The organism is Pseudomonas sp. LAM2023 (assembly GCF_016620375.1).
GTDB classification, from domain to species: Bacteria; Pseudomonadota; Gammaproteobacteria; order Pseudomonadales; family Pseudomonadaceae; genus Aquipseudomonas; species Aquipseudomonas anuradhapurensis.
In genome coordinates, this window is sequence record NZ_JAENHV010000009.1 from 457,795 (window position 1) to 480,676 (window position 22,882).

Here is a 22,882-nt window from a genome sequence, read left to right on the forward strand (position 1 = left end):
CGCGATACTGCCGCGCTGGCTCATGGATGACCAACGAAACTTTCTAAGCAAGGCTTTAGCGGTACTAAACGATGCGTCGACAACTCAATGGCCAGGTGTTCGTCTGGCTGCATGTATTTGCCTGTGCGGCCCGGCACTTGTCCTTCACCCGCTGCGCCGAAGAACTGCACATTACCCCCGGTGCGGTCAGCCAGCAGATGCGCCAGCTCGAAGAGCGCCTGGGCTATCGCTTGTTCCTGCGCCGGGCGCGCGGCGTCGAACTGAGCGCCGAAGGGCAGCGCCTGGCACAGACGGTGGCCGAAGCCTACGGCAGCATCGAAGCCGAACTGTTGCGCCTGGACGCGGGCGAAATCCGCGGCACCTTGCGCTTGCGTTCGATCCCGTCGTTCCTGGCCAAATGGCTCACGCCGCGCCTGCCGCGTTTCCAGCAGCGCTACCCGGACATCGAGCTGCGCCTGGTCGCCGAAGACAGCGCCCAGGCCTTGACCCCGGGTGATTTCGACCTGGCCATCGACCTGAACGATGGCAGCTACCCCGGCATGCTCTCGACGCCACTGCTGGACGAGCAGATCTTCCCGGTGTGTTCCCCCACCCTGCTGCGCGGCCGCCCGCCGCTGCACGGGCCGGCAGACCTGGCGCATTATCCGCTGCTGCATGACATCACTGCCTGGCGCGGCAGTTCGGAGTACGCCGAATGGGAGTTCTACCTGGAGGGCATCGGCGCTGCTGGCCTGGATGTACGGCGCGGGCACACGTTCAACCGTAACCACCTGACCATCGAGGCAGCGATTGCCGGCATTGGCGTGGCGATTGCGCGACGCACACTGCTCAACGACGAACTGGAGCGCGGGGCACTGATCGTGCCGTTCGGGGTGCCGATTGCCAACCACAAGCGCTACGTGGTGCATTACCCGCCAGGTGGGTTGAACCAGCCGGGGGCGCGGGCGGTACATGACTGGCTGGTGGAAGAAGCGCGAGGGTTCAGGGAGTTGCACCCGCTAAGCAAGGACCAACCAACCTGAACGCGGTCTTTGTAGCGGCCTTGTGTTGCGATGGGGCGCGCAGCGGCCCCGGAAATCCGTGCGTCGACGCCGAAATCACCGGGGCCGCTGCGCGCCCCATCGCGACACAAGGCCGCTCCTACAACAAGCCAGCTCAATAAGCCTGCTTGCCGGTAAACGCGTTCAGCGTGCGTACCAGGATCACGAAATCCAGCCACAGCGACCAGTTGTTGATGTATTCGATGTCCGAGTCGACCCGCTGGATCATCTGCTCGATATCCTTGGTCTCGCCGCGGAACCCGCGCACCTGGGCCAGGCCGGTCATGCCTGGCTTGATGTTGTGGCGGGCGAAGTAATCGACGATGTCCTGCGAATACAGCGTGTCATGTTGCAAGGCATGCGGCCGTGGCCCGACCAGCGACATTTCGCCGGTCAGCACATTGAACAACTGCGGCAACTCATCCAGGCTGGTGCGGCGGATAAAGGCACCGACCCGTGTCAGCCGCGGGTCATTGCGCTGCGCCTGGCGGATCACGCCCTGCTCCGGCTGGTGCACGTGCATGCTCCTGAACTTCCAGATACGGAACGCTTCCCCGGTCCAGCCGGTGCGCTCCTGGCGAAAGAACACCGGGCCGCGGCTATCGAGCTTGATCGCCAGCGCCACGGCAAGCAGCAACGGCGATGCCAGCAGCAGGATCAGCGCCGCCAACACCCGGTCTTCGAGGTTCTTCAGGAACAGGCTCATGCCGGTCAAGGGGGTTTCCGACAAGGTCAGCACCGGGATGCCGGCGATTTCCCGCACGCTGTGGTTGATCAGGCGCAAGGAGAAGATATCCGGCACCCAGTTCACCGCAATGCACTTGTCGAGCAGCTTGAAGTACACATCGTTGATCACCTCGGAACCGCCTAGCGGCGTCACCAGGTACACCGTGCGGATGGCGTGCCGGGCGACGATCTCGTCCAGCTCGGCAATCTGCCCCAGCACCGGCAGGCGTGGCTTGCCTTCGGCACCCTCGCGCCCCGGCTCGTCGAGCTTGTCGATCAGCACGCAACCCAGCACACGTTCGCCGAACCAGGGGTTGTTGCTGATTTTCTGGTAGAGAAAGTTGGCCAGGTCACCGGCGCCGATGATCAGGGCATTGTCCAGGCGTGCATGCGCGCTAAAGCGCTTTTGCAGCTCGCGCACGGCAAAGTGCAGAAACAGCTGGGCGATGTAGCCGATGATGAACAGCTGCACGACCAGCAGCCGCGAATAGGTTTCGCTCTGTTTGGTCAGGAAGGCCATGACCACCAGGAAGCAAAAGGTCGCCGACCACGCCTTGAACAGCCGGAAAGCCTTGATGGAAAGCCCGACGTTGGTGCGGTAGATCGCATAGTGGTCGTAGATGACTGCCAGCGCGCCAACCAGCAACAGCAGCATGATCACGTAGTCGGAGGTGATATAGCCAAACTGGTCGTAGATCAGATACCAGGCGATGCCGGTGACTGCGATGCCATCGAGGCCGGCCTGGATGGCGTTGCTGACGCTGCTTCTTCGCTGAAGCAAGGAACGACTGCTCCTGGGTTCGAAGACCATTTCAGACCTCTTCAATTCGAGCGCAGCAAGTGCCTTTGATCCAACCGCAAGCCTTGAAAACGGCCCATATGCAAAGCCAGCGAAACAGGATCGTGCCGCCCACGACCCTTGCTCTCACTGTAGCAGCCAACCGCCACCAGTGTGCCGGCAACGCCGCTGGCGTACCTTCCAGCCGGCCTACCGGGCGAGCCTGCCTGCGCCTTTGCTGCGGCGGTACAGCAGGGTACGCAGCAGGAACAACGGGTTGCCCACCACATAACGGGTGAACAGGCGCTTGGGTTCACGCGACAGCCGGTACAGCCACTCCCCCCCCAACCCTCGCAGCCACTTCGGTGCGCGGCTGACCTTGCCACCGAGAAAGTCCAGGATGGCCCCGCCGCAGACGATCAGGCACGGCCCGCCAGTGGCCACCAGCCGCGCCGCCACGGCCTCCTGCCTGGGCATGCCCATGCCCAGCACGATCAACTCCGGTTGCCGCTCCCTGGCCAGTTGCAGATAGGTTTCGATGCTGGCAAAGCCATCGTGAACCGACACCGGCAGCACCCCGAACAATGCCGCGCAGCGTTGCACGGCCTGGTCCAGGTACGGTTGCCGGGTCCCCCAGAAGGCCACCCGCCGCCCGCGGTAGGCAGCCATCAGCTGGGGAATAAAGTCGGTGCCATTCATGTTGCGGCCGGGCTCGAGGCCGAGGTGACGATACAGCATCGCCATGCCGGCACCGTCGCGCAGCAGCACGTCGGCCGCCGACAATGCCTGGCTGTAGGCGCGATCGCGTACCACCAGGTTCATCGCATGGGCATTGACGAAACCCAGCACCGTTGGCGCTTGCGCAACGGCGAGGCGCTCGAGCAGGCGCTGCGTTGCAGCGTCGTCGGCCACCGTTTCAAGCTTGCCGATGATGCTGTCCCAGCGTGTCAGCCAGGCGGCCATCAGTCGTCATCCCGTTTCGAACGAACCCAGTCAACCTGGCGCTTGATCAGGAACCCGAGGTACATGGGGACTTTCCTTGCCGCGTAGAACGGCGCGTACAGCAGCACGGAAAACGGGATCAGTTCGCGACAGAAACGCGCCCACGCCAGCGCGACCGCCAGGCCGAGCAAGGCCAACCCGCACAGGGCGATCCATGCCGGTGCCGCCACGCCGAACAGCAGGTAGGCCAGCCAGGCCAGCAGGTTGACCGCGACCAGAGCCAGCACCAGCAAGGCCAAGGGCGGCACCAGCAAGTCCAGGGTCATGGCCAGCAAGCTGCCGTTACCGTGCTTGAGGGCGGCCAGCGCGCGCCTGGGCGCATCGCTCAGCATCAGCCCCAGGTGGCCATGCTCCCAGCGGGTGCGCTGGCTGTTCAGGCCTTGCTCGTTGGCTGGGAACTGGCTGGTGACCAAGGCCTCGGGGCAGAAGATCGGCGGCTTGCCTTGCTGGCACAGGTCCAGGCCCAGCTTCACATCCTCCACCAGGTGACCATTGGCCAGGTCGACCAGGGCCAGGTCATGCCAGCCGAACGCCATGCCGGCGCCCATCAACTGGCACGGCAGGCCCAACCGGGACCAGCCACGTGGGCGGACCAGGTTCTTGACCCGCCAGGCGAATTCAGCGACTTGCACTTTCGGCCCGGCCCCCGCCGGGGCATGGGTCAGGTACAACGCCTGGACCGGGCGGGCGACTTGCTGGCAGCGCAGCGCCAGGCGTTCGATCGCACCCTCGCCCACCCGGCAATCGGCATCCACCACGATCACTACCTCGGGCGGCTGGCGCGCCAGGTGCCGCACGCCAAAGTCCAAGGCGTAACCCTTGCCACGCAGGTGCAGATCGTGCCGCTCCACGACCTCGGCGCCGGCCTCGCGCGCCAGTTGCGCGGTATCGTCGGTACAGTTGTCGGCCACCACCAGCAGGCGGTCGCCAGGCTGCAATTGTGGGGTGATGCTCGCCAGCGTGGCGCGGATGATCGAAGCTTCGTCATGGGCTGGCACCAGTACAGCCACCTGCGCACGCCTGCTGCTGGCGAACGGCTGTACCGGCCTGGGCAGGCAAGCCAGCAGCACTTGCAGCAACAGCAACAGCACCGGTAGCAGGACGATGATCGCCAGCAGGCCGAGAAACCAAGCCAATACACTTATCATGCGGATGCCTTGAAATAGCTGGCCAGCCGGGCCGCCTCGGTGTCGATATCATGCCGTTGCAGCACACGTTGGCGGGCCGCCTCGCCCATCCGCTGCAGCACTTCGACAGGTTGCGCCAGGCACTCGGCCATGGCTGTCGCCAGTTCGTCCACCGCGCCGGCGGGAAACAACCAGCCATTCTCGCCCGGCTGCACCAGCTCGGGAATGCCTGCCACATAGGTGGTCAGCACCGGCCGGCGCAACGCCATGGCTTCCATGATCACCACCGGCAAACCCTCGGCGAAGCTGGGCAGCACCAACGCGCGGGCGGCCAGGATTTCCCCACGCACCTGCGCGCTGCTGATCCAGCCGGTGATACGCACGTGCTGCTGCAAGCCGTAGCGGGCAATCAATGCCTCGATCTGCCCGCGCATGTCGCCGTCACCGGCCAGCACCAGCTCGAAGCTGATTGGCCGTGCCGCCAGTAGCCGTGCTGCTTCAAGCAACAACAACTGGCCTTTCTGTTCACACAAGCGCCCTACGCACACCAGGCGCAGCGCCGCCGGTACGCTGGCTGGCGCCACATCGTGGAAACTGCGCTCGAGGCCACAATGCACCACCTGCACCTTGGCCCACTGGTCGTGTGCCACCCAGCGGAACAGCTGGCTGCGCCCGTACGAACTGACCGCCACGACAAAAGCGGCGCGCTGCACCTTCTCGCCGAGGTGCAGCAACTGTGCTTTGTCGAATTCTTCCGGGCCGTGCACGGTAAAGCTGTAGGCCGGCCCGCCCAATACATGGGCCAGCATCACCACCTCGGTGGAGTTGGTACCGAAATGCGCGTGCACATGTTGCGCCTCGCCGGCATGCAACCATTGCAGCAGCTGGCAGGCCTCGGCCAGGTAGACCAGGTGGTAGGGCCAGCCGCGATCGGCCCGCAAGCCTAGGCGCATGGCCAGCCACAGCGCGCGGCAGAAGCGCCGTGGCTGCCTGCGCAGCACTTGCCAGGTGGGTTGCAGCAAACCCTTGATGCCGCTTTGCAACACATAGCGGGTGTTGCTACGTTCCATCGCGTCTTCGGCGTCCTGCAGCTCGGCGTCCCAGCCGCGCAAGGCAATACGTTGCACCGTAAGCCCCTGCCGCTCCAGCGCGAGGATCTCGCGACGGATGAAACTGTGGCTGACTTTCGGGTACTGGTTGATGAAATAGGCAATGCGCATAGAAATCCAGATCAAGACCCGCATGATGAACCTTCTGACCCGCCGCAGTAGCCGCAGCTGTCACTTCAAGCTGTCGACTACCGGCGGCTGGCGCCCCGCCGATGCCCCTTGGTCAGGTGCATCCCCCTGCTTCTCTTGTAGCCCAAGGTTGTGACCGTTGCCTGCCAAAGCAGCCTGCAAGCGCGCGAAAACATCCTCGAGCAGTACCTGGCGACGGCGGTACATCGCTCGTTTCTTGCTCGGGATGTCCTCGTTCGCGCGTTGTACCGGAGCCATTGGCAGGGCAAAAAAATCCGCACGCTCGCTGGCAATGGCGCCGTGCTCCTGCCAGATCGCATCATAGTTGGCGACCAGGTCCTCGCCCTTGTCATGGCCGAAATACGCGTGCCGGTGGTGGCGGCAGGCATCCCGGACGGCATACAGATGCACCACGCGCAAGGTCCTGGCCAGGCACTTCAGCGCTTCGAGCAGCAGGCTGCGCGGGCGCAGCCCCTCGAAGTCCTTGGTCAGGTCGCGGTAGATGGCCAGCGAGGTTGCGCTGTCGACGCCCTTGTGAATGCCCTGCACGGCACCGATGAACAGGCACAGCTCGCCCTGGCTGCGGCACAAGGTGAATGCCAGGGAGGCGACGCGCAGGTCGTTGCGGAACAGGTTCAGCACCAGCTCGCCTTCCCGCTTGAACCAGATCGGCCGGTCAAGGACCAGGCGGCAGCCGGGGGAATAATTGGACAGCTCGCACACTACCTGGCTGGCTGTCCGTTCCAGCAGCAACAGGGCCGGAAACTGCCCGGCCACCACCTCGAAGTGCGAGGCCACCACCTCCAGGCGCTGGGGTGCTTCCCAGCATCTGCTGATGTAGGGCCACTGCACCACGCCGATGCAATCCACGCCCAGCCGTCGCCAGCGCGCCTCGCCCAGGGCCAACCTCATGCGCTGCACAAAGGCGTTCAGTTGCGGCCATTGCCGGGCAATCTGACCCATCAACCGGTACTTGTTGTTCAACGCCCGCAACGAGTAGCCCGGTTGCAGGGTGAACACGCTTTTCACGATCGTGCCAAGCATCCATGGTCCCTCTTGCTTGTATTCGATCAAGGCCGGCGTGCCGGCCACGAAGCGCTGCTGCAGGAACCGCAGCTGCCCGAGCATTTCCGGGAACTTGCCCAACACCAGGAACACTGCCTGCAGCCAGTTCTGCCGCGCCGACCTGCCACCGCGGCGGGCCAGGCGCACGACCTGCAGCGGGTAGACCAGCAGCAACAGCAGGCCCCAGCTGCCCAATGCCAGGCAGGCCAGCAACGTCGCCACGGGGATGCCCAGGCCCCAGACCCAGGCGCGGCGCGATTCGCGCAGCCAGTGCCGCTCGGGCGCCCGCCCATGCAGGTAAGCCCCTTCTGCGTAGGCATGGCCGGCGCGCAGGCTGCGCCGCCACCATTGACTGAAACGGCTGATGGCGGCGTCGTGCAGGGTCATCTCGGCGTCCAGACGCCAGATTTTCCACCCCTGGGCGCGCAGGCGGACGCACAGCTCAGGCTCTTCGCCAGCGATCAGCCCGGCGCAGAAGCCGCCGGCAGCGGCAAACGCATCTGCCCGCATCAGGGCATCGCCACCACAGGCCTTGGCCTCACCGATCGGGGTATCCCATTCCAGCTCGCACAACAGGTTGTATACCGAACGCTCGGGGAAACGCTCACGTCGCCGGCCACACACCACCGCCACGTCGGGGTGGCTGTCGAGAAACGCCTGCGCCACCGCCAGCCAGCCAGCGGCGACCTCGCAATCGCCGTCGACGAACTGCACCAGGCGCAGCGACGGCAGCAGCTGTTGCAAGGCGGCAAAGCCTTCGTTGCGCGCGCGGGCGGCGGTGAACGGCTGGCCCATGTCCAGCGCCAGCACCTCCACCCCCAGGCTGCGAGCCAGTTGCGGTGAGCCGTCGCAAGACCCCGAGTCGACGTACAGCACCTGGTCCGCGCCATGCATCAGCGAACGCAAGCAACGCTCGAGGCGCTGGCCTTCGTTGCGGCCAATCACCACCACGCCGATCCCGCTCGCCATGGGTTTCACTCGACCGGCACCGTGCTGGCCACTTGCCGGGCCTTGATGGTGGCCGGCACCCCCACCGCCAGCGAGTTGTCCGGCACATCCACCAGCACCACGGCATTGGCACCGATCACCACGTTGTTGCCAATGCGGATGCTGCCCAGCACCTTGGCCCCACTGCCGATATCGACATTGTTGCCGAACACCGGTGCAATCGGCTCGCTGACGTTCTTCAGGCCCACCACCACGCCGTTGCGGATGCGACAGTCATCGCCAAACCGGGCATAGCCGCTGATCACGATGCCGCCAAAATGGTCGATGACGAAGTTGCGGCCAATCACCACTTCGCACGGCAACTCCACGCCGGTGAGGATCTGCACGCATTTGAACAACACTTTGTACAGCAGCGAAAACAGCTTGCGCAGCGGTGCCGGGCGCACGCCATAGCGCCAGCGGCCGAAGCGGTACACCAGCAATACCCAGAAGCCCTGGGCACCCCAGTCGCCCCCATGGGCCCGCAGGTCGGCACGTACATTTTCGAACATGGCTCCACCTACCTTGTCGGTTGGCTGGCGTACCGGGTCTTGAACAACAGTGACCAGGTCGCCCGGCAGTGACGCCAACAGGCGCGTATCGCGCCCCAGCCGCGTCGTTTCAACAGCGCCTTGAGTGCCAGCACCAGGTCGCCGAGGGTCACCAGCAGCATGTGCAGGGCCAGCCCGGCCAAGCCGTGATGCTTGCGAAAGTACAGCAGTTCGCTTTCGATCTGGTACGCCGAGATCTGCCGGCTGGCTGCCTCCAGTTCGGCGACCGAGCGCGAGCTCTCGCCACCGATGTGCACCACTGTGGTGTGCGGGTAGAACACCACCTTCCAGCCCGCCGCCTTCACCCGCTTGCAGTGGTCGACCTCTTCGTAATAGAGAAAGTAGCGCGGGTCGAACAGCCCCACCTGGTCGAGCACTTCGCGGCGCACCAGGTAGAAGCAGCCAGGCAGCCAGTCGCATTCGCGCACCGATGCGTGGTCCCAGTCCATCTCGTCGACCATCTTCAGCCCCGGGAACAAGCGCCCCAGCCCGGTGCGCCCGACAAACACGTTGAGCGGTGTCGGAAAGTAGCGGCAACTGGGCTGCAGATCGCCGTCGCGGCCCTCCAGGCGCACACCCAGCACGCCGCACTCGGGGTGCGCCTCCATGTACTCGAGGGTCTTCTGCAAGGAGTCGGCAGCCACGAAGGCGTCGGTGTTCAGCAGCAAGGCGTACTTGCCCTGCAGGTGCGCCAGCAGCTGGTTGTTGGCCCGGCCGAAACCCACGTTGTGCTTGTTGCTCAGCAACAGCGCCTGCGGGCACACCGTGGCCATGCGCTGCAGCGAGTCATCCATCGAGGCGTTGTCCACCACCAGGTAGTTGGCCAGCCGTTCGCCGTCGGCCCGGCGCAGCGCATCGAACATCGGCTGCAGCAGCCCGGCCGTGTTGAAGTTGACCACCAGGACATCGACCGGTTTGCTAGCCATTGCTGCCATCCCCGAAGAAGTACTGGCGCCGTTGCGCCATCAGCAGCGGCTCCAGCTCGGGGTCATAGGCGCCGTTGCGCTGCTTGACCAGGTCGATCCACGGGTAGGCTTCGCAACGTGCCTCGACCCGTTTGATCAACTCTTCGGTGGTACAGATGAATTCTGCCGGGTTGCCACCAAACACCGTGCCTGGCGGCACGTCCTTGGTCACAACCGCGCCGGCGGCGACGATCGACTCCGGCCCGATGGTCACGCGCGGCATGATGATCGCGCCATGGCCGATGAAGCAGTTGTCCTTGATGTCGATATAGCCGACCGAATCCAGGTGCTTGCCGAAGCGGTGCTCGATCAGCAATACCACCCCGTCATGACCGATCAGTGTGCAGTCGGCCAGGCCCACACTGTTGCCGATACGCACCAATGAAGGGTCGAGGAACTTGCTGCCTGGGTTGGCGTGAAAGTGGCTGCCCACCGAATGAAAGTTGCCCCAGCGGCTGAGGTACGCGCCCCACTCGAGCGCTGTGGGCCTGCAAAACCTGCGGTAGAACGAGCTACCGCGCCCGGTTGCATGGACATACTGCGCCACGGCCTTGCGTATCCATCCGTTCATGCTGCCAGCCTCGCAATCAAAGCAATCTGGACTGTTCCTGAGGCGCATCCGGTCTCGTTCTTGTAGGTGCTGACCGCAACGCACTCAACCTGTTCACAACATTTATCACCCCACTGCATCCCTGGCAGCGCTCATCCTGGCATCGAGGTGGTCGGCCAGGCGCAAGGCAAATTGCAACAACGGCAAGGTCGGATTGGAGGCACCGCCCGTGGCGAAGATGCTGCTGCCTGCGATGTAGAGGTTGGCAATTCCGAATACCTTGCAGTTGCGGTCGACGACACCGGTTTGTGGGGAGGACGCCATGCGCGTGGTCCCCATGTGGTGGGCATGGGGTGACAACCTCAACGGTATCGAGGTGTCATAGACGTAGTCATTGAGCTTGATGAAACCCAGGTCCATGTCGGCCCACTGCTTGGCCAGTTCGCTGCCAATGCACTTGATGGTGTGTCGGTCGTCAGCGGTCAGGACCCAGTTGACGTTGACCTTCGCCACACCGAGTGCATCCCTCTCGTCCAACAGCGAAATGCGGCTGTGCAGGTTGGGAAACTGCTCGATCAGGGTGCTGATAAGGCCGTCGCCTGGGCAACTGAACCGGGCCACGAAGGCGATCTTGCTGGCGACCCCCATGTCGCAGGCTAGGTTTTCCAGGAAGTGCTTTACCTCGGCCGTGCGCCCGTAGGTCTGCACTTCGGCCAGCAGGGCGGCCCTGACATTGCCCTTGCCGGCCTTGTATTCGCCGATGAAGGCATCGGTGGTGAAGTACTCGCGTGGCTCCGGGGCCAGCCCCGACTTGAGGATGAAGGTGCCCAGGTCGATGTTCAGGTGCTCCATGAAACAGCTCCCGACCAGCCCATCCTTGCTCACGATGCCCGCACTCAGCAACGATTCGCTGTTGAGCAGTTGCCTGGCATTCTCGATGCCGCCGGTGGCCAGCACGAAGGTTCTCGCCACCAGGCGCTGGCGGTTGCGCTGGTAATCGGACAGGACCACCGCAGCCAGGCTGCCGGTGGCCTCGTCGTACTCCAGGTCCACGCAATTGCAGTTGATGAACACGTCCAGGCCGTCGGTCTGCTCAAGGGCGGCGGCGTATTTCTGCGCAAACCGCGTGGGCGGGCTGAGCAGGAAGCGGTCCGGTTCGAATTCGTCGCCACCGAGCCCGCTGTTGATTGCCTCGAAATCCGACCCAGGTGGCAAGTCGACGATGTCCATGGCGGCAGGCAGGTAGCTGGCAATTTCCGCATAGGGGATCGGCCAGCCAGGCAAGCCACCGATCGGCGGAAGGGCGAAATCCGAGGCAGTGAACGGCCTGCAACGGCCTGCCCAGTGGTTGGAGGTGCCACCCAGGTAACGCAGGCGGGACTCCTTGGCATACAGCTCCAGGCCGGTGGACTTGCAGGCATACAGGTCTTGCGAAAGCGATGAATACTCGCGCCCGCCCCCTTCGGCAAGCAGCACGCGCCAGCCAGCGGCAGCCAGGCGCAGGGCCAGGGTGATGCCGGCCGGGCCAGCGCCGATGATGCAGACGTCGTAGCTGTCGCGCAGGGTCTTCTGCTGTTGGTAATCCTTGATCATGCTTGCTCGTTCCGGAAGTAACGGGACGGCAACACCCAGCCATTGATCAACACGTGCCCGTGCTTGCCGCCACGTTCGCTGCCAATGGCTGTTGCAGTAGCGAACACTGCCCCGCCGACGCCCAGCAAGACACAACTCTGGATAAAGCCCCTGCGCCCGAACTGCCCAGCACAAAAAGTCAACTTGTCCATGGCCCGGCCTGTGCCCTTGAAAGTCTTTCTCGGCAAACCGCATCACAGCCAGTTGAAAAAGGCTGTCAGCAGCGCCCCGCAAAGCGCGCCGAGCAGTAGCATCGGCAGCACCATCAGCTCACGTTTGAGGCTGAAGATATCCAGCTTGCAATTCACGTACACAATCAGCACCAGCGTCGGCAGGGTGTGCAGGGCCACCCCCCAGATCGCCCAGTCCACACCGCCAAGCATCAGCAACAACGGCAGCAGCCCCCACAGCGAGACCAGGCGGATGATGTTGTCGATGGCCTGGTACTTGGTCAGGCCCAGGGCAATCCACACCTGATGTGCCAAGGTATAGCGCAATGTGAGGAACGACAGCGAAAGAATAGCCAGCATCGGGCCAGCTTCACGATAGCGGTCGTCGTACATCCAGCCGATAAGCAACGGGCTGGCAGTGAGGAACCCGCCACAAATGAACAGTACCAGTAGGTCGACCAGCAGGCGGAAGCGGTGATACAACGCCTTCAGGCGCTCCTTGTCGCCGGCCCGGGCTGCTTCGCTGAAAGCAGGGAGCGCCACCGCCCCGAAAATCTTCATCAGGGCGGTCTGCACGGCCCCCAGGATGAGCACGGCGATCGAATAAACCCCCAGTTGTGCGGTCGTCATGCTGGCACCGAACCAGATGCGGTCGCCATACATGGCCAGCACACCAACCATCGACGACAACAGGATCCAGCGGCCAAACACGATCAGTTCGTTCAACGCACTGCGGTCCCACTGCAGGCGGTTGCGCGGCCCCTCTAGGACCGTGTGCCCGAGCAGGGTCCAGGCCAGGGCCGACACCAGGCCGGCGATGACCAGTGCCCAGACCGAGTGGGTCAGGTAACCCAGCACCAGCATCACCACCAGGCCGACCACTTGCGAGGCCAGGTCGACCAGCGCCACGCGCTTCTGTTGGAAAGTGCGCACAGCCACATCTATCTTGGTGGACTGGAAACCCCAGATCACCGCCGACAGCGCGGTGGCCGCCAGCACCATCGGCAGCTCGGGTTCGGCATAGGTGGAATCTGCCGGCCACACCTCGGCGCGCTGGGCAAGCCAGGCCGCCAGGGCCAGCAGTACGGTCAGGACGAACAGCACCAGGCCGCGGATGATCTGCACCGTCCAGGCGGTATTGAGAAACTGCGGGTCATCGCCGCGCTGGCTCTGCACGATGTTCTGCCGCAGGCCGACATCGGACAACAGATGCAGGAGTACCGAAACGGTGTTGGCAATGACCATCACCCCGAACATTTCCGGCACCAGCAGGCGGGCCATGAGCAGATTGCCGCCAAGGCGCATCGCTTGTGACGCCACCTGCGAGACCAGGTTCCACGACCCGGCCTTGAGGGCCCGCTTGCGCAGGCTCGCGGCGGCTGACACATCAATCGACGGCATGACATCAATCTCTGACTGACTAAAAAGTCACTATAGTTTCAATTAGCCACGATGCTAGCCGTTGCCCACCGAGGGAAAGGTGCCCATAGCCGATGCCTGAACATTTGCGTGCGTTGATCGTCATCCTGTTCCTGGCTAGCGTGGTCTTTCTGCTGGCCCGGCGGCCTGCCTGCGACCTTATCCCGCTGCGCGACTTCAAGCGCCGGCGCAACCTGTGGTTCCTGCTGACCCTGCTGGCCTTCTTCTCGCACAGTTTCTGGCTGTACCTGGGCGCAGGCGCAGTCATCCTGTACATCGCCGGGCGCCGCGAGCACAACCCCATGGCGCTGTTCTACCTGCTGCTGTTCCTGATCCCGCCGGCTTCGCTGCAGGTGCCGGGGTTCGGCCTGGTCAACTTCCTGGTCGAACTCAACCATATCCGCCTGTTGAGCGTGTGCGTGCTGTTGCCGGCAGCGCTGGCCCTGCGCCGCCAAGGCGACACCCTGCGCTTCGGCCGCACCTGGCCCGACAGGCTGCTGGCGGCGGGGCTGCTGCTGATGAGCGTGCTGTACCTGCGCGAAACCACCCTGACCGACACCCTGCGCCAGACGTTTTACCTGTATATCGACGTGCTCCTGCCGTACTACGTGGCCAGCCGTGGCCTGCGCCAGATCAGCGATTTCAAGGACACCCTGCTGGCCTTCGTGCTCGCCTCCTTCCTGCTGGCCCTGATCGGTGTCGCCGAGTATGTGCGCCACTGGCTGCTGTACAGTGCCCTGGTCGACGCCATGGGCGTGCCATGGAGCATGTCCGGCTACCTGGACCGCGGCGGTTCGCTGCGCGCCAGTGTCACCACCGGGCAGGCCATTGTGCTGGGTTATGTGATGAGCGTGGCCATTGGCCTGTTCCTCTTCGTCCAGGGTTACGTACGCCGCCCCTGGCAGCGTTTGATGGGAGCCCTGCTGCTGGCCGCCGGGCTGTTCGCGCCGCTGTCGCGCGGCCCGTGGATCGGGGCCATGGTCATCGTTGTGGTATTCGTCGCCCTCGGCAAAGGTGCGCTCAGGCGCCTGGCACTGCTGGCTGCGGCCGGCATGCTGGCCCTGCCCCTGCTGACCGCCGTGCCCGGTGGCGACAAGGTCCTGGACCTGTTGCCGTACATCGGCAACGTGGACAAGGACAACATCACATACCGCGAGCGGCTGATGGACAATGCGTGGATCGTCATCCAGCGCAACCCGCTGTTCGGCTCGTTCGATTTCCGCAATACCCCGGAAATGCAATCGATGATCCAGGGTGAAGGCATCATCGACATCGTCAACACCTACATCAATGTGGCGCTGCGGGTCGGGCTGGTCGGGCTCGGCCTGTTCCTGGCGTTCTTCGCCAGCGTGCTGCTCGGCCTGCGCAAGGCCATGCGCAGTTTCCCCGACAAGGACGACGAGCGACGCCAGCTCGGCCGAGCGTTGCTGGCGACGCTGGCCGGCATCCTGGTGATCATCTTCACCGTCAGCAGCATCACCTTCATCCCAGTGGTGTACTGGACGATCGCCGGGCTGGGCGTGGGCTATAGCCAGATGGTACGGCGGCTTCACGACAGCCAGGTCAGCGAGCTGGCCGGCTCAGGCCTTCAAACCGGGTAATGCCTATGAACCTGCTTCTGCTGCGCCGCTCGGCCCTGCAAACCCTGCGCGTTTCGGCCCTGGCCGGCCTGGCCCTGCTGCCATCTGGCGGCTGGGCATCGGCGTGGCAAGTCAGTGTCGATGAACAGAATGGCCTGCCCATGGTGACCCTCGGCGGCGGGCCGGTGATGAAAGCCAAGTTCGACTTCTGGGCGGCCAACTGGAGCTGGACCGGCTTCGACACCGCGGTCAAGGTCAATGGCCCCTACCACTACACGCTGCAGGGCAGCAACAAGGCGCTGGATTTCGACCTGGCGGCGGATATACGCAAGGAGCAGGCGCAAACCCTGAGCTGGGTTTTCGACCTTGCCGCGCACAGCCGCCAGGCCGGGGTGATGGGCGGTGGCATGGTGTTCCAGTTCGACCCGGGGCAAATTGCCGGGGGCATGGGGGCGCCGCAGTTGCTGCCCGGCAACCGTGGCTGGTCGTGGGGCAAGGCTGAGCAGGGTCGACGCATCGAGATGCGCTTCGACCCGCCGCTGGCCAAGGTGTATTTCGAGCGCGGCAACCCGTCCGAATTGCGTGCGTTTCTCTACGGCGACCCGATCAACGCCGGCCAGCAGCAGATCAAGGCGGTACTGAACGTCAGCGGTGACATCGAGCTGGGGCCTACGCCCAGCGAACGCTTCGGCCTGACCGACCCCAACCGTTGGCCGGATGACCATCTGGACTGGCGCACCTCGCCGGTCGACCTGTCGTTCCTCAACGCTGCGGAAAAGCCCGCGGGCAAGCGCGGCTTCGTCAGGGCTGTCGGCGAACAGCTGCTGTTCGAGGACAACACCCCGGCGCGCTTCTGGGGTACCAACCTGTCCGCCTATGCATTGTTCAAAAGCCCGGACGAAGAAATCCGCCACCAGGCCAAGCGCCTGTCGGCGCTGGGCTTCAACCTGGTACGCCTGCACCACCACGACTCGCCGTGGGTCAGCCCGAACGTGTTCGGCGACGCCACCGTGGTACGCGATACCCGCCAACTCGATGCCGAGTCGATGCGCAAGCTCGACCTGTGGATCAAGGCGCTAAAGGACGAAGGCATCTACGTCTGGCTGGACATGCACGTCCAGCGCGCGCTTACCGCCAACGACGACATTGACGACTTCCAGGAGATCGCCAAGGGCCAGGATCATGTCGACCTGAAGGGCTACGCCTATGTCAACCGCAGCATCCAGCAGGCCATGAAGCGCTTTGCCGAGCAGTACCTGGGCCATGTGAACCCGTACACCGGCCTGGCCTACAAGGATGACCCGGCGATTGCCGCGGTGCTGATCACCAACGAGGACGACCTCACCCAGCACTACGGCAACGCCTTGCTGCCAGACAAGGACGTGCCCCGCCACAGCGCACGCTACATGGACGCTGCCAAGGCGTTCGCCCGCCAGCATGGGCTGCCGAGCGACCTTACCTGGCATGCCTGGGAGCATGGCCCGTCGAAGCTGTTCCTCAACGACCTGGAACAACGTTTCAATGCCGACATGATTGCGCACCTGCGCAACCTCGGCGTGAAAGTACCGATCGCTACCACCAGCACCTGGGGCGGCAATGGCCTGAGTGCGCTGCCAGCGCTGAGCGCAGGCGATGTAATCGATGCCCACAGCTACGGCGCCAATGGCCAGCTGGAGAAGAACCCACTGACCAGCGACGGCATGATCGACTGGCTCGCTGCCGCCCAGGTGGTCGGCAAGCCGATGACCGTCAGCGAGTGGAACGCCGAGCCCTTCCCGCTGCCCGATCGTCATTCGTTGCCGCTGTATGTGGCCGCTACCGCCAGCCACCAGGGCTGGGACGCCATGCTGCAGTATGCCTACAGCCAGCAAGCCTTCAATCCAGGCTGGCGCACGGCGGACAACTGGCACGCCTACAACGACCCGGCGATGCTCGCTACCCTGCCCGCTGCCGCCCTGCTCTACCGCCGTGCGGACGTGCACCCGGCCACCACCCGTTACGTGTTCGCACCGACGCCTGCCACGCTGTACGGCCAGGAAATCACCCCGCGCAATTCCGTGCTGCTGCGCACGGCCATGGAAAAGGGCCAATTGCAGATCGCCCTGCCGCAAACGCCGGAACTGCCCTGGCTGAAACCTGCCGCCATCCCGGCCGATGCGCAGGTGCTGAACGACCCGGGGCAAGCCTTGCTGGCGGCCAACGCCAACGAGGCAGTTACCGACACGGGTGAACTCAAACGCAACTGGCAACAAGGCATCTACACCATCGACACCGCGCTGACCCAAGCCGCCAGCGGTTGGCTGGGTGGCCGCTCGATCAGCCTTGACGCCATCCAGGTGCAGGCACAGACACCCTATGCCAGCGTCGTGGTGCAAAGCCTGGACGGTCGCCCCTTGGGCCAGTCGCGCGAGCTGCTGGTGTCGCTGGGCACCCGGGCCATGCCCAAAGCCGATGCCAACACAGCGTTCAACGTCGAGCCGCTTGCCGGCACCTTGAACATCAAGGCGCCTGCTGGCCTGAAACTGTACGCCCGGGAGCCAGCGGCACAACTCAAGGCCTTGCCCGTGGCCTACCAGGATGGGCATTACCGCATCACCTTCGATGGCCAGTACATGTCCAATTGGCTGTTCTTGAAATAGGGCATATGGCCATCTACCCTCAAACAGACCTGTAGCTGAAGCGCCCGCCCGGTCTTGACCAGGGATGATTCACTGCGGCTGAACAACAGCAGAGTCCAGGAGGCTTGGATGAAGTTTCTGGTTGTCGGTGGCGCAGGCTACATTGGCTCGCACATGGTCAAGCATCTGCTCGGTACTGGCCATGAGGTGGTAGTGGCCGATCTGGTCTCACCCAGCCCTGGTGTGCAGTGGGCGAAACTGGACATCGCCGACGAGCCGGCCCTGGATGTGCTGTTCGCTGTTTGCCGCTTCGATGCGGTGTTCCACTTTGCCTCGTACATCCAGGTGGGCGAGTCGGTCAGCGTGCCCGGCAAGTACTACCAGAACAATGTCGCGGCGACCCTCAGCCTGCTGCAGGCCATGGTCAATGCCGGCATACGGCACCTGGTGTTTTCTTCCAGCGCTGCCGTCTACGGTAACCCGCAGTATGTGCCGATCGACGAAGCGCATGCCAAGGGGCCGATCAACCCCTATGGGCTGAGCAAGTGGATGGTCGAACAGATTCTCGAGGACTTCGACCGCGCCTACGGCCTGAAGTCGGTGTGCCTGCGCTATTTCAACGCCGCCGGCGCTGACCCGCAGGGCCAGTTGGGGGAATGCCATGACCCGGAAACCCACCTGATCCCGCTGATCCTGCAGGCCGCTTCGGGCCGGCGTGAAGCGATCACGGTGTTTGGCCGCGACTACGACACGCCGGATGGCACCTGCATCCGCGACTACGTGCATGTGGCCGACCTGGCGACGGCCCATGCGCTGGCGGTGGATTACCTGCTGGCAGGTGGCGAACGCACCGCGTTCAACCTGGGCAATGGGCTGGGCTTCTCGGTGCAGCAGGTTATCGATACCGCCGGTGGCGTGACCGGCCGACGGATTCGCAGCCTCGATGCCCCGCGCCGTGCGGGCGACCCGCCGCGGCTGGTGGCGGATGCTGGCAAGGCCATGCGTGTACTGGGCTGGCGCCCGCAGTTTGCCGAGCTGGAACAGATCGTGCGGCATGCGTGGCAGTGGGAGTTGCAGTATCCATGGCTGATGCGCCAGCGCTAGGGCACGCCGGGCACACCTGTGGCAGCGGGTATGCGCTATGCCTGCCTGGCAGCAAATGGTTCAGTAATAGGTTCGCGGTTGCTCGTCTGCCTTGTTCAACACCGTTCCGACCAGGTTCACCCTGGCCAGGTGGTGCAGGCAATCCTCGATTTCCTTCTTGTTGTTCATGCCGTTGGCCACCACCAGCAATACACAATCGAACTTGGGTATCACGGTGATCGCATCGTCAGAGCTGAGCAACGGTGGCAAATCGAAAATGCAGATGCGCGACTCATAGCGGTTGCGCAGGTCGCTGACCAGGTTGCTCACCTTGGGCGACGACAGCATTTCGGTGGACATCGGCACCGGCACCCGCGTGGGCAGTACCACGAAGCGTGGCAGCGTCGGGTTGACCAGGCAGTCCTGCAACTCGGCCTGGTCGCTCAGGAACTCGTTCAATGACTGCTCCATGGGCAGGCCCAGGCTGCTGCCGACCTTGGGCCGACGCAGGTCGAAGTCCACCAGCAATGCAGTCCTGGTGGTGTGGTGGGCGATACTCATGGCCAGGTTGATGGCCAGCACGGTCTTGCCCGCTTCAGGCGTTGGCGAGGTGATGGCCAGGGTGCGCCAGCCATTCTCGTCCATCGCCCTGAGCACTTGCGTGCGCAGCAGGTCGATCGGCCCGTTCATGCTGGAGTTCTTGTTGTACGCGACGATGCGGTGACGCTCCAGGTGCTCGGCGCGCAGCGGCACCACCTTGGTGTTGACGTAGTCGAACTCGCCAGGCATTTCCCTCAGCGCCGTGCCAGGGGCTGGAGACAATGCCTGCGGGGTACCCGGGGTCACCGGGTGAAGCGTGTGGCCAACAGCCGGCTTGGTCCCGTCCATCGCTGCTTTCCTTATGCAAACCGAGACATGACTTTGAACAACAGCACATCCAGTGGCAGGTAGAACACGTGCACCAGCACCATCAGGATAGCCACCAGTACCAGCGCCGCCAGCAACAGCCAGTTGCGCCAACGCTTGCGCCGGGCCACGTCGGCCTTGGTATCGATGTATGGCAGCGCCACCAGCACGCGTCTGCCCAGCAGGTTCTCCAGGGCGCCGACGCCGCGAATACGCTGGTTGAACATTTCCAGCAGCATCACCAGCGCACCACCCCCGGCCGGTGCCAGCACCAGGCCCAGGGCGGCGATCTTCTTGCGGTTGGGCTTGATCGGCTTCTCGGGCAGCAGCGGTGGTTCCAGCAGCACAAAGCGCTCGGCCTTGTTTTCCTGCTCGAGGCTCTCGGTGATCTTCGCGCCCATCTCCTTGGCACGGATTTCCTCGTACTTCTTGCGCGCGTTGTCATGGTCACGCATCAAGGTCACCAGGCCACGCTCGACCTGCGGCGCCTCGAGAATCTCGGCCTCGTAGCCTTCCATCTTCCTGGTCAGTTCGCGTTTTTGCTCGGCCAGCGACGCGATGCGCTCCTGTGCCGCGCTGATCTTGGCCCGCACGCGCGCGGCATCGAGGTTGCCGGTGGAAACCGCCGCTGTTGCGTTGCCGCTGGCCTGGAGTGCCTGGATCTTGCGCTTGACCGCCACCACGTCGGGGTGGGCTTCCTTGTAGCGGCTCAGCAGCCGGGCATACTCGGCCTTCAGGCTTGGCAGGTCCTGGGGCTCGTCGGCAGTCGTCGCCCGCGGGCCCTCGCCAACCTTGGTGGCCAGCCCGGCATTGGCCGCGGACAATTCCAGCTCCAGGTAACGCAGCTCTTCCTGGGCGGCCTTGTAGTCGCGGTCGACTTCGCGGAATTCCAGCTCCGAGCGCGACAGCATGTTCATGCGCAGGGTCTGGTGCTCGGGCAAGGCGTTGGCATGGGCCTGCTTGAAGTCTGCCAGCTGGTTCTCCAGGCTGGCCAGTTCGGCCCCCAGCTTGTTCGCTTCCTGGGTCAGGAACTCGGTGGTTTCGTTGGCGCGCTCGGTGCGCTGCTTGAGGTTCTCGTCGAGGAACAGCGTGACCAGGTCATCAGCGACTTGCTTGGCCACTTGCGCTTGCCTGTGCTCGAACGACACATTGAACGCCACGGTCGCTTCCCCCCGCCCGCGTACATAGGTGGTAAGCGGCTGGACCACGATGGCACTGCGCATCTGGTCGATCCTGTCGCTTTCGCTGAAACGCTCGTCGGCGAACAGGTTGTACTTGTCGATGATGCGGAGCAGGTTCTCGCGGGTCATCACTCGTTGGCGAATCACCTCGATGCGTTCGTCGGCAAAGCTGGTGTTGTTGGTCGACACCAGCTCGGGGGAAATCTGCTGCGACTCCACCAGGATGGTGCCGGCCGACTGATAGATCGGTGGCACCATCACCGCGACTGCGACGGTCGCCGCCAGAATGACTACGATACTCACCACCAATAACAGGGCACGGTCCTTGATAATGGCGATGTAATCTCTGAGGGACAGTTCGTAGTCAGACTTCATGGGGCCACCTGCCTGAAGTTCAGATGTCGGGGTACCTGTACGTCAACGTCAAACCCACGATCGTAGCGCTCGCATCGGCTTCGCGATCCTGCTGCCGTTGCTTGTACATCAGCGACAGGCGCAGGTCCCAGTACGGCGAAAACTCGCGGCTGGCCCACACGCTGTAGGTCTGCAGGGTGTTGGGTGTCTGCCCTTTGCTGTCCTGCCAGGCGGCGTCCGCCCCCACCCGGGTCAGCTCGCTGACCGCGTAACTCCATACACCGCGCACCTGGTCCAGCTGGGCGAAGCCGCCCTCGGCGCTGGCCACCGTGCTGCGCTCGGCAGTGAAGCTGGCAAGGGCACGCGCACCGGTGTACAGCAGCGCCACACCGCCCTCGCCACGCCCACCGCCTTCGTTACCGGAGACTTCAGTGGCACCGACGTGGACATCGGCGCTGAGGCGTTCGGACAACTGATACTTGACGCCAATCGCCGGGCTGTAACTGTTCGAAGCCGTTGCCGTCTGGTCCTGCTCGGGCTCGTAGCGGCGCACGTCAAAGCGGCTGTACACATCGGCCCGCTCGCTCCAGGCGTAGGTCCAGGTGAACACGTTGCCCAGTTCGTCGTAACCGGTCAGCGTGCTGATGTCATAACGCGCCCGGTTGTAGGTGGTCTCGTTGCTCAAGGTGCTACGTTCGGTGACTGCCTGGCTCCAGTTGCCGGTCAGGGTATAGAGCTTCTGCGTGCCATCGGTGGTGACCACACCGGTATCCAGCACTGTCCCCGACAGCGTCGAACTTTCGTTGTAGCGCGCCAGCAGGCCAAAGCGCCCACGTTCGGTCTGGCGTTGCCAGCCCAGGCTCACATCCGGGTCCTCACGGTTGTCCACCACGGCCGTGTCGGACGAACGCATGACATGCATGCCCAGCCCCAAGCGCAATTCATCACGGTCGAAAGTGCCGATCAGGGTGTAATCGGGCGCGATGATCGTGCGCGTTATGCCCTTTTCATCCGACGACAGCAGCAAAGGGTTGCTGTCGTATTCGACGGAGGTCGGTACTACCACCGTCGACTGCCAATTTGCCGCCAGGGCGGCGTCGGTAAATGGCAAGACCAAGATTGCCGTTGCAATGCGAGTTGTTCTAAGAAGAGGCATTAAGTGTTCTTATTAAAGGCAAGATCAAGGAACGACCAGCGTATCGCCAGCCTGAAGTTGGATGTTGGTGGACATGTCCCTGCCCGACACCAGGTCTTTATATCGCACAGGCAGGATTTTTTGGGAAGCGCCGGCACCCCGCACGACTTTGATTTCGCTTTCATCGGCAAACTTGTCCAGGCCGCCGGACATGCTCAGGGCCTGCAGCACTGCAGTAGGGCCGGCCATTTGTACCGGCCCGGGCTTGATCACTTTGCCCTGAACATAAACCAGGTTGCCGGCGATGCTCTTGACGACCACACTGACGTTCGGGTCGGGGAGGAATTTCTCGAGTTTGGCGGCCACTTGTTTTTCCACCGCCGTTACATCCAGCCCGGCAACTTCGATACGCCCGGCCAGGGGAAAGGTAATACTGCCATCGGGCAGTACCGTGGCTTCCTGACGCAGGCTGTCTTCCTGCCACACCGAAACCATCACCACATCGCCGGGGCTGAGCAGGTAGGTACTGTTCGGTTCGGCATTGCTGGCACCGGCCCCCAGCATCAACAGGCAGAACGCGGCAAACATTGAACGCACCATGAGGGTCCCTCCGGCCCAAAGGCCCGACGAAGAGCACTGAATGAGAACAGCCCACCAACGCTCGCTCCGCATTGCGGCATACGCCCGCCGCGACCGCCTCACCTGCCTGGAGGCCTTCACCTTGACGCTGTGCAGCCTGGGCTACGCTGCCAGCAACCGTGGACCTTCAAGGGCT

Annotated in this window: 19 protein-coding genes and 1 pseudogene; 4 read left to right on the plus strand and 16 right to left on the minus strand. The window is 63.7% G+C overall.

The genetic code is table 11. From position 1 onward, the window contains the following. The first annotated feature begins 71 nt into the window (after positions 1-71). Positions 72-1,022 carry a LysR substrate-binding domain-containing protein gene (locus JKP78_RS02105; protein ID WP_186690310.1) on the plus strand — a complete coding sequence of 317 codons (951 nt, stop codon included), beginning with the start codon at positions 72-74 and terminating at the stop codon, positions 1,020-1,022. Between the two features lie 133 nt (positions 1,023-1,155). On the opposite strand, the gene JKP78_RS02110 is transcribed toward JKP78_RS02105, so the two are convergent. From JKP78_RS02110 to JKP78_RS02165, 12 genes and pseudogenes are all read right to left on the minus strand, one after another. Continuing rightward, positions 1,156-2,577, minus strand: coding sequence for an undecaprenyl-phosphate glucose phosphotransferase (locus JKP78_RS02110; RefSeq protein ID WP_186690313.1), 1,422 nt, complete (start codon positions 2,575-2,577; stop codon positions 1,156-1,158). A gap of 177 nt (positions 2,578-2,754) precedes the next feature. Beyond that, complete coding sequence (locus JKP78_RS02115; RefSeq protein ID WP_170030010.1) at positions 2,755-3,507, minus strand: WecB/TagA/CpsF family glycosyltransferase; 753 nt, start codon at positions 3,505-3,507, stop codon at positions 2,755-2,757. Further along, positions 3,507-4,694: a glycosyltransferase family 2 protein gene (locus JKP78_RS02120; protein WP_186690315.1), complete on the minus strand. Its 1,188-nt coding sequence runs from the start codon at positions 4,692-4,694 to the stop codon at positions 3,507-3,509. The genes JKP78_RS02115 and JKP78_RS02120 overlap by 1 nt, the downstream gene beginning before the upstream one ends. Further along, complete coding sequence (locus JKP78_RS02125; RefSeq protein WP_200626153.1) at positions 4,691-5,893, minus strand: glycosyltransferase family 4 protein; 1,203 nt, start codon at positions 5,891-5,893, stop codon at positions 4,691-4,693. Before JKP78_RS02125 ends, JKP78_RS02120 begins: the two co-directional genes overlap by 4 nt. 60 nt (positions 5,894-5,953) lie before the next feature. Further along, a complete protein-coding gene (locus JKP78_RS02130) occupies positions 5,954-6,955 on the minus strand; it encodes a DUF535 family protein (RefSeq protein WP_200626154.1) in 1,002 nt (333 codons plus the stop codon). 15 nt (positions 6,956-6,970) lie between these two features. Beyond that, a pseudogene (locus tag JKP78_RS02135) lies at positions 6,971-7,945 on the minus strand (glycosyltransferase family 2 protein); the annotation flags it as partial. Between the two features lie 5 nt (positions 7,946-7,950). Then, positions 7,951-8,475, minus strand: a complete 525-nt coding sequence (locus JKP78_RS02140; RefSeq protein WP_186690317.1) for a serine O-acetyltransferase — start codon at positions 8,473-8,475, stop codon at positions 7,951-7,953. A gap of 8 nt (positions 8,476-8,483) precedes the next feature. Beyond that, positions 8,484-9,440 (minus strand): glycosyltransferase family 2 protein, encoded by a 957-nt coding sequence (locus JKP78_RS02145; RefSeq protein WP_200625964.1) that lies wholly within the window; start codon positions 9,438-9,440, stop codon positions 8,484-8,486. Continuing rightward, the gene (locus tag JKP78_RS02150) at positions 9,433-10,050 is read right to left on the minus strand and encodes an acyltransferase (RefSeq protein ID WP_200625965.1); all 618 of its coding nucleotides are present in this window, start codon (positions 10,048-10,050) and stop codon (positions 9,433-9,435) included. The genes JKP78_RS02145 and JKP78_RS02150 overlap by 8 nt, the downstream gene beginning before the upstream one ends. 105 nt (positions 10,051-10,155) lie before the next feature. Further along, positions 10,156-11,622, minus strand: a complete 1,467-nt coding sequence (locus JKP78_RS02155) for an FAD-dependent oxidoreductase (RefSeq protein ID WP_200625966.1) — start codon at positions 11,620-11,622, stop codon at positions 10,156-10,158. Further along, on the minus strand, positions 11,619-11,813 hold the full coding sequence (locus JKP78_RS02160; protein ID WP_200625967.1) for a hypothetical protein: 195 nt from the start codon (positions 11,811-11,813) through the stop codon (positions 11,619-11,621). Before JKP78_RS02160 ends, JKP78_RS02155 begins: the two co-directional genes overlap by 4 nt. A gap of 42 nt (positions 11,814-11,855) precedes the next feature. Then, on the minus strand, positions 11,856-13,232 hold the full coding sequence (locus JKP78_RS02165) for an oligosaccharide flippase family protein (protein WP_200625968.1): 1,377 nt from the start codon (positions 13,230-13,232) through the stop codon (positions 11,856-11,858). A gap of 92 nt (positions 13,233-13,324) precedes the next feature. Between JKP78_RS02165 and JKP78_RS02170 the strand changes: the two genes are divergently transcribed. From JKP78_RS02170 to galE, 3 genes are all read left to right on the plus strand, one after another. Then, positions 13,325-14,851: an O-antigen ligase family protein gene (locus JKP78_RS02170; protein WP_200625969.1), complete on the plus strand. Its 1,527-nt coding sequence runs from the start codon at positions 13,325-13,327 to the stop codon at positions 14,849-14,851. 5 nt (positions 14,852-14,856) lie between these two features. After that, positions 14,857-17,469: a cellulase family glycosylhydrolase gene (locus JKP78_RS02175; protein ID WP_442793957.1), complete on the plus strand. Its 2,613-nt coding sequence runs from the start codon at positions 14,857-14,859 to the stop codon at positions 17,467-17,469. A gap of 108 nt (positions 17,470-17,577) precedes the next feature. After that, complete coding sequence (gene galE, locus JKP78_RS02180; RefSeq protein ID WP_186690331.1) at positions 17,578-18,552, plus strand: UDP-glucose 4-epimerase GalE; 975 nt, start codon at positions 17,578-17,580, stop codon at positions 18,550-18,552. A 60-nt stretch (positions 18,553-18,612) separates the two neighbouring features. Here galE and JKP78_RS02185 read toward each other — a convergent pair whose 3' ends face one another. From JKP78_RS02185 to JKP78_RS02200, 4 genes are read right to left on the minus strand one after another with little or no spacing between them, the layout of a single operon-like run. Next, entirely contained in the window at positions 18,613-19,419 is an 807-nt protein-coding gene (locus tag JKP78_RS02185) for a CpsD/CapB family tyrosine-protein kinase (protein ID WP_186690333.1), read from the minus strand. Between the two features lie 11 nt (positions 19,420-19,430). Further along, on the minus strand, positions 19,431-20,993 hold the full coding sequence (locus JKP78_RS02190) for a GumC family protein (protein WP_186690335.1): 1,563 nt from the start codon (positions 20,991-20,993) through the stop codon (positions 19,431-19,433). Between the two features lie 19 nt (positions 20,994-21,012). Further along, positions 21,013-22,128 (minus strand): hypothetical protein, encoded by a 1,116-nt coding sequence (locus JKP78_RS02195; protein ID WP_186690337.1) that lies wholly within the window; start codon positions 22,126-22,128, stop codon positions 21,013-21,015. A gap of 24 nt (positions 22,129-22,152) precedes the next feature. Then, positions 22,153-22,707 carry a polysaccharide biosynthesis/export family protein gene (locus tag JKP78_RS02200; RefSeq protein ID WP_170030037.1) on the minus strand — a complete coding sequence of 185 codons (555 nt, stop codon included), beginning with the start codon at positions 22,705-22,707 and terminating at the stop codon, positions 22,153-22,155. Between the last annotated feature and the right edge of the window lie 175 nt (positions 22,708-22,882).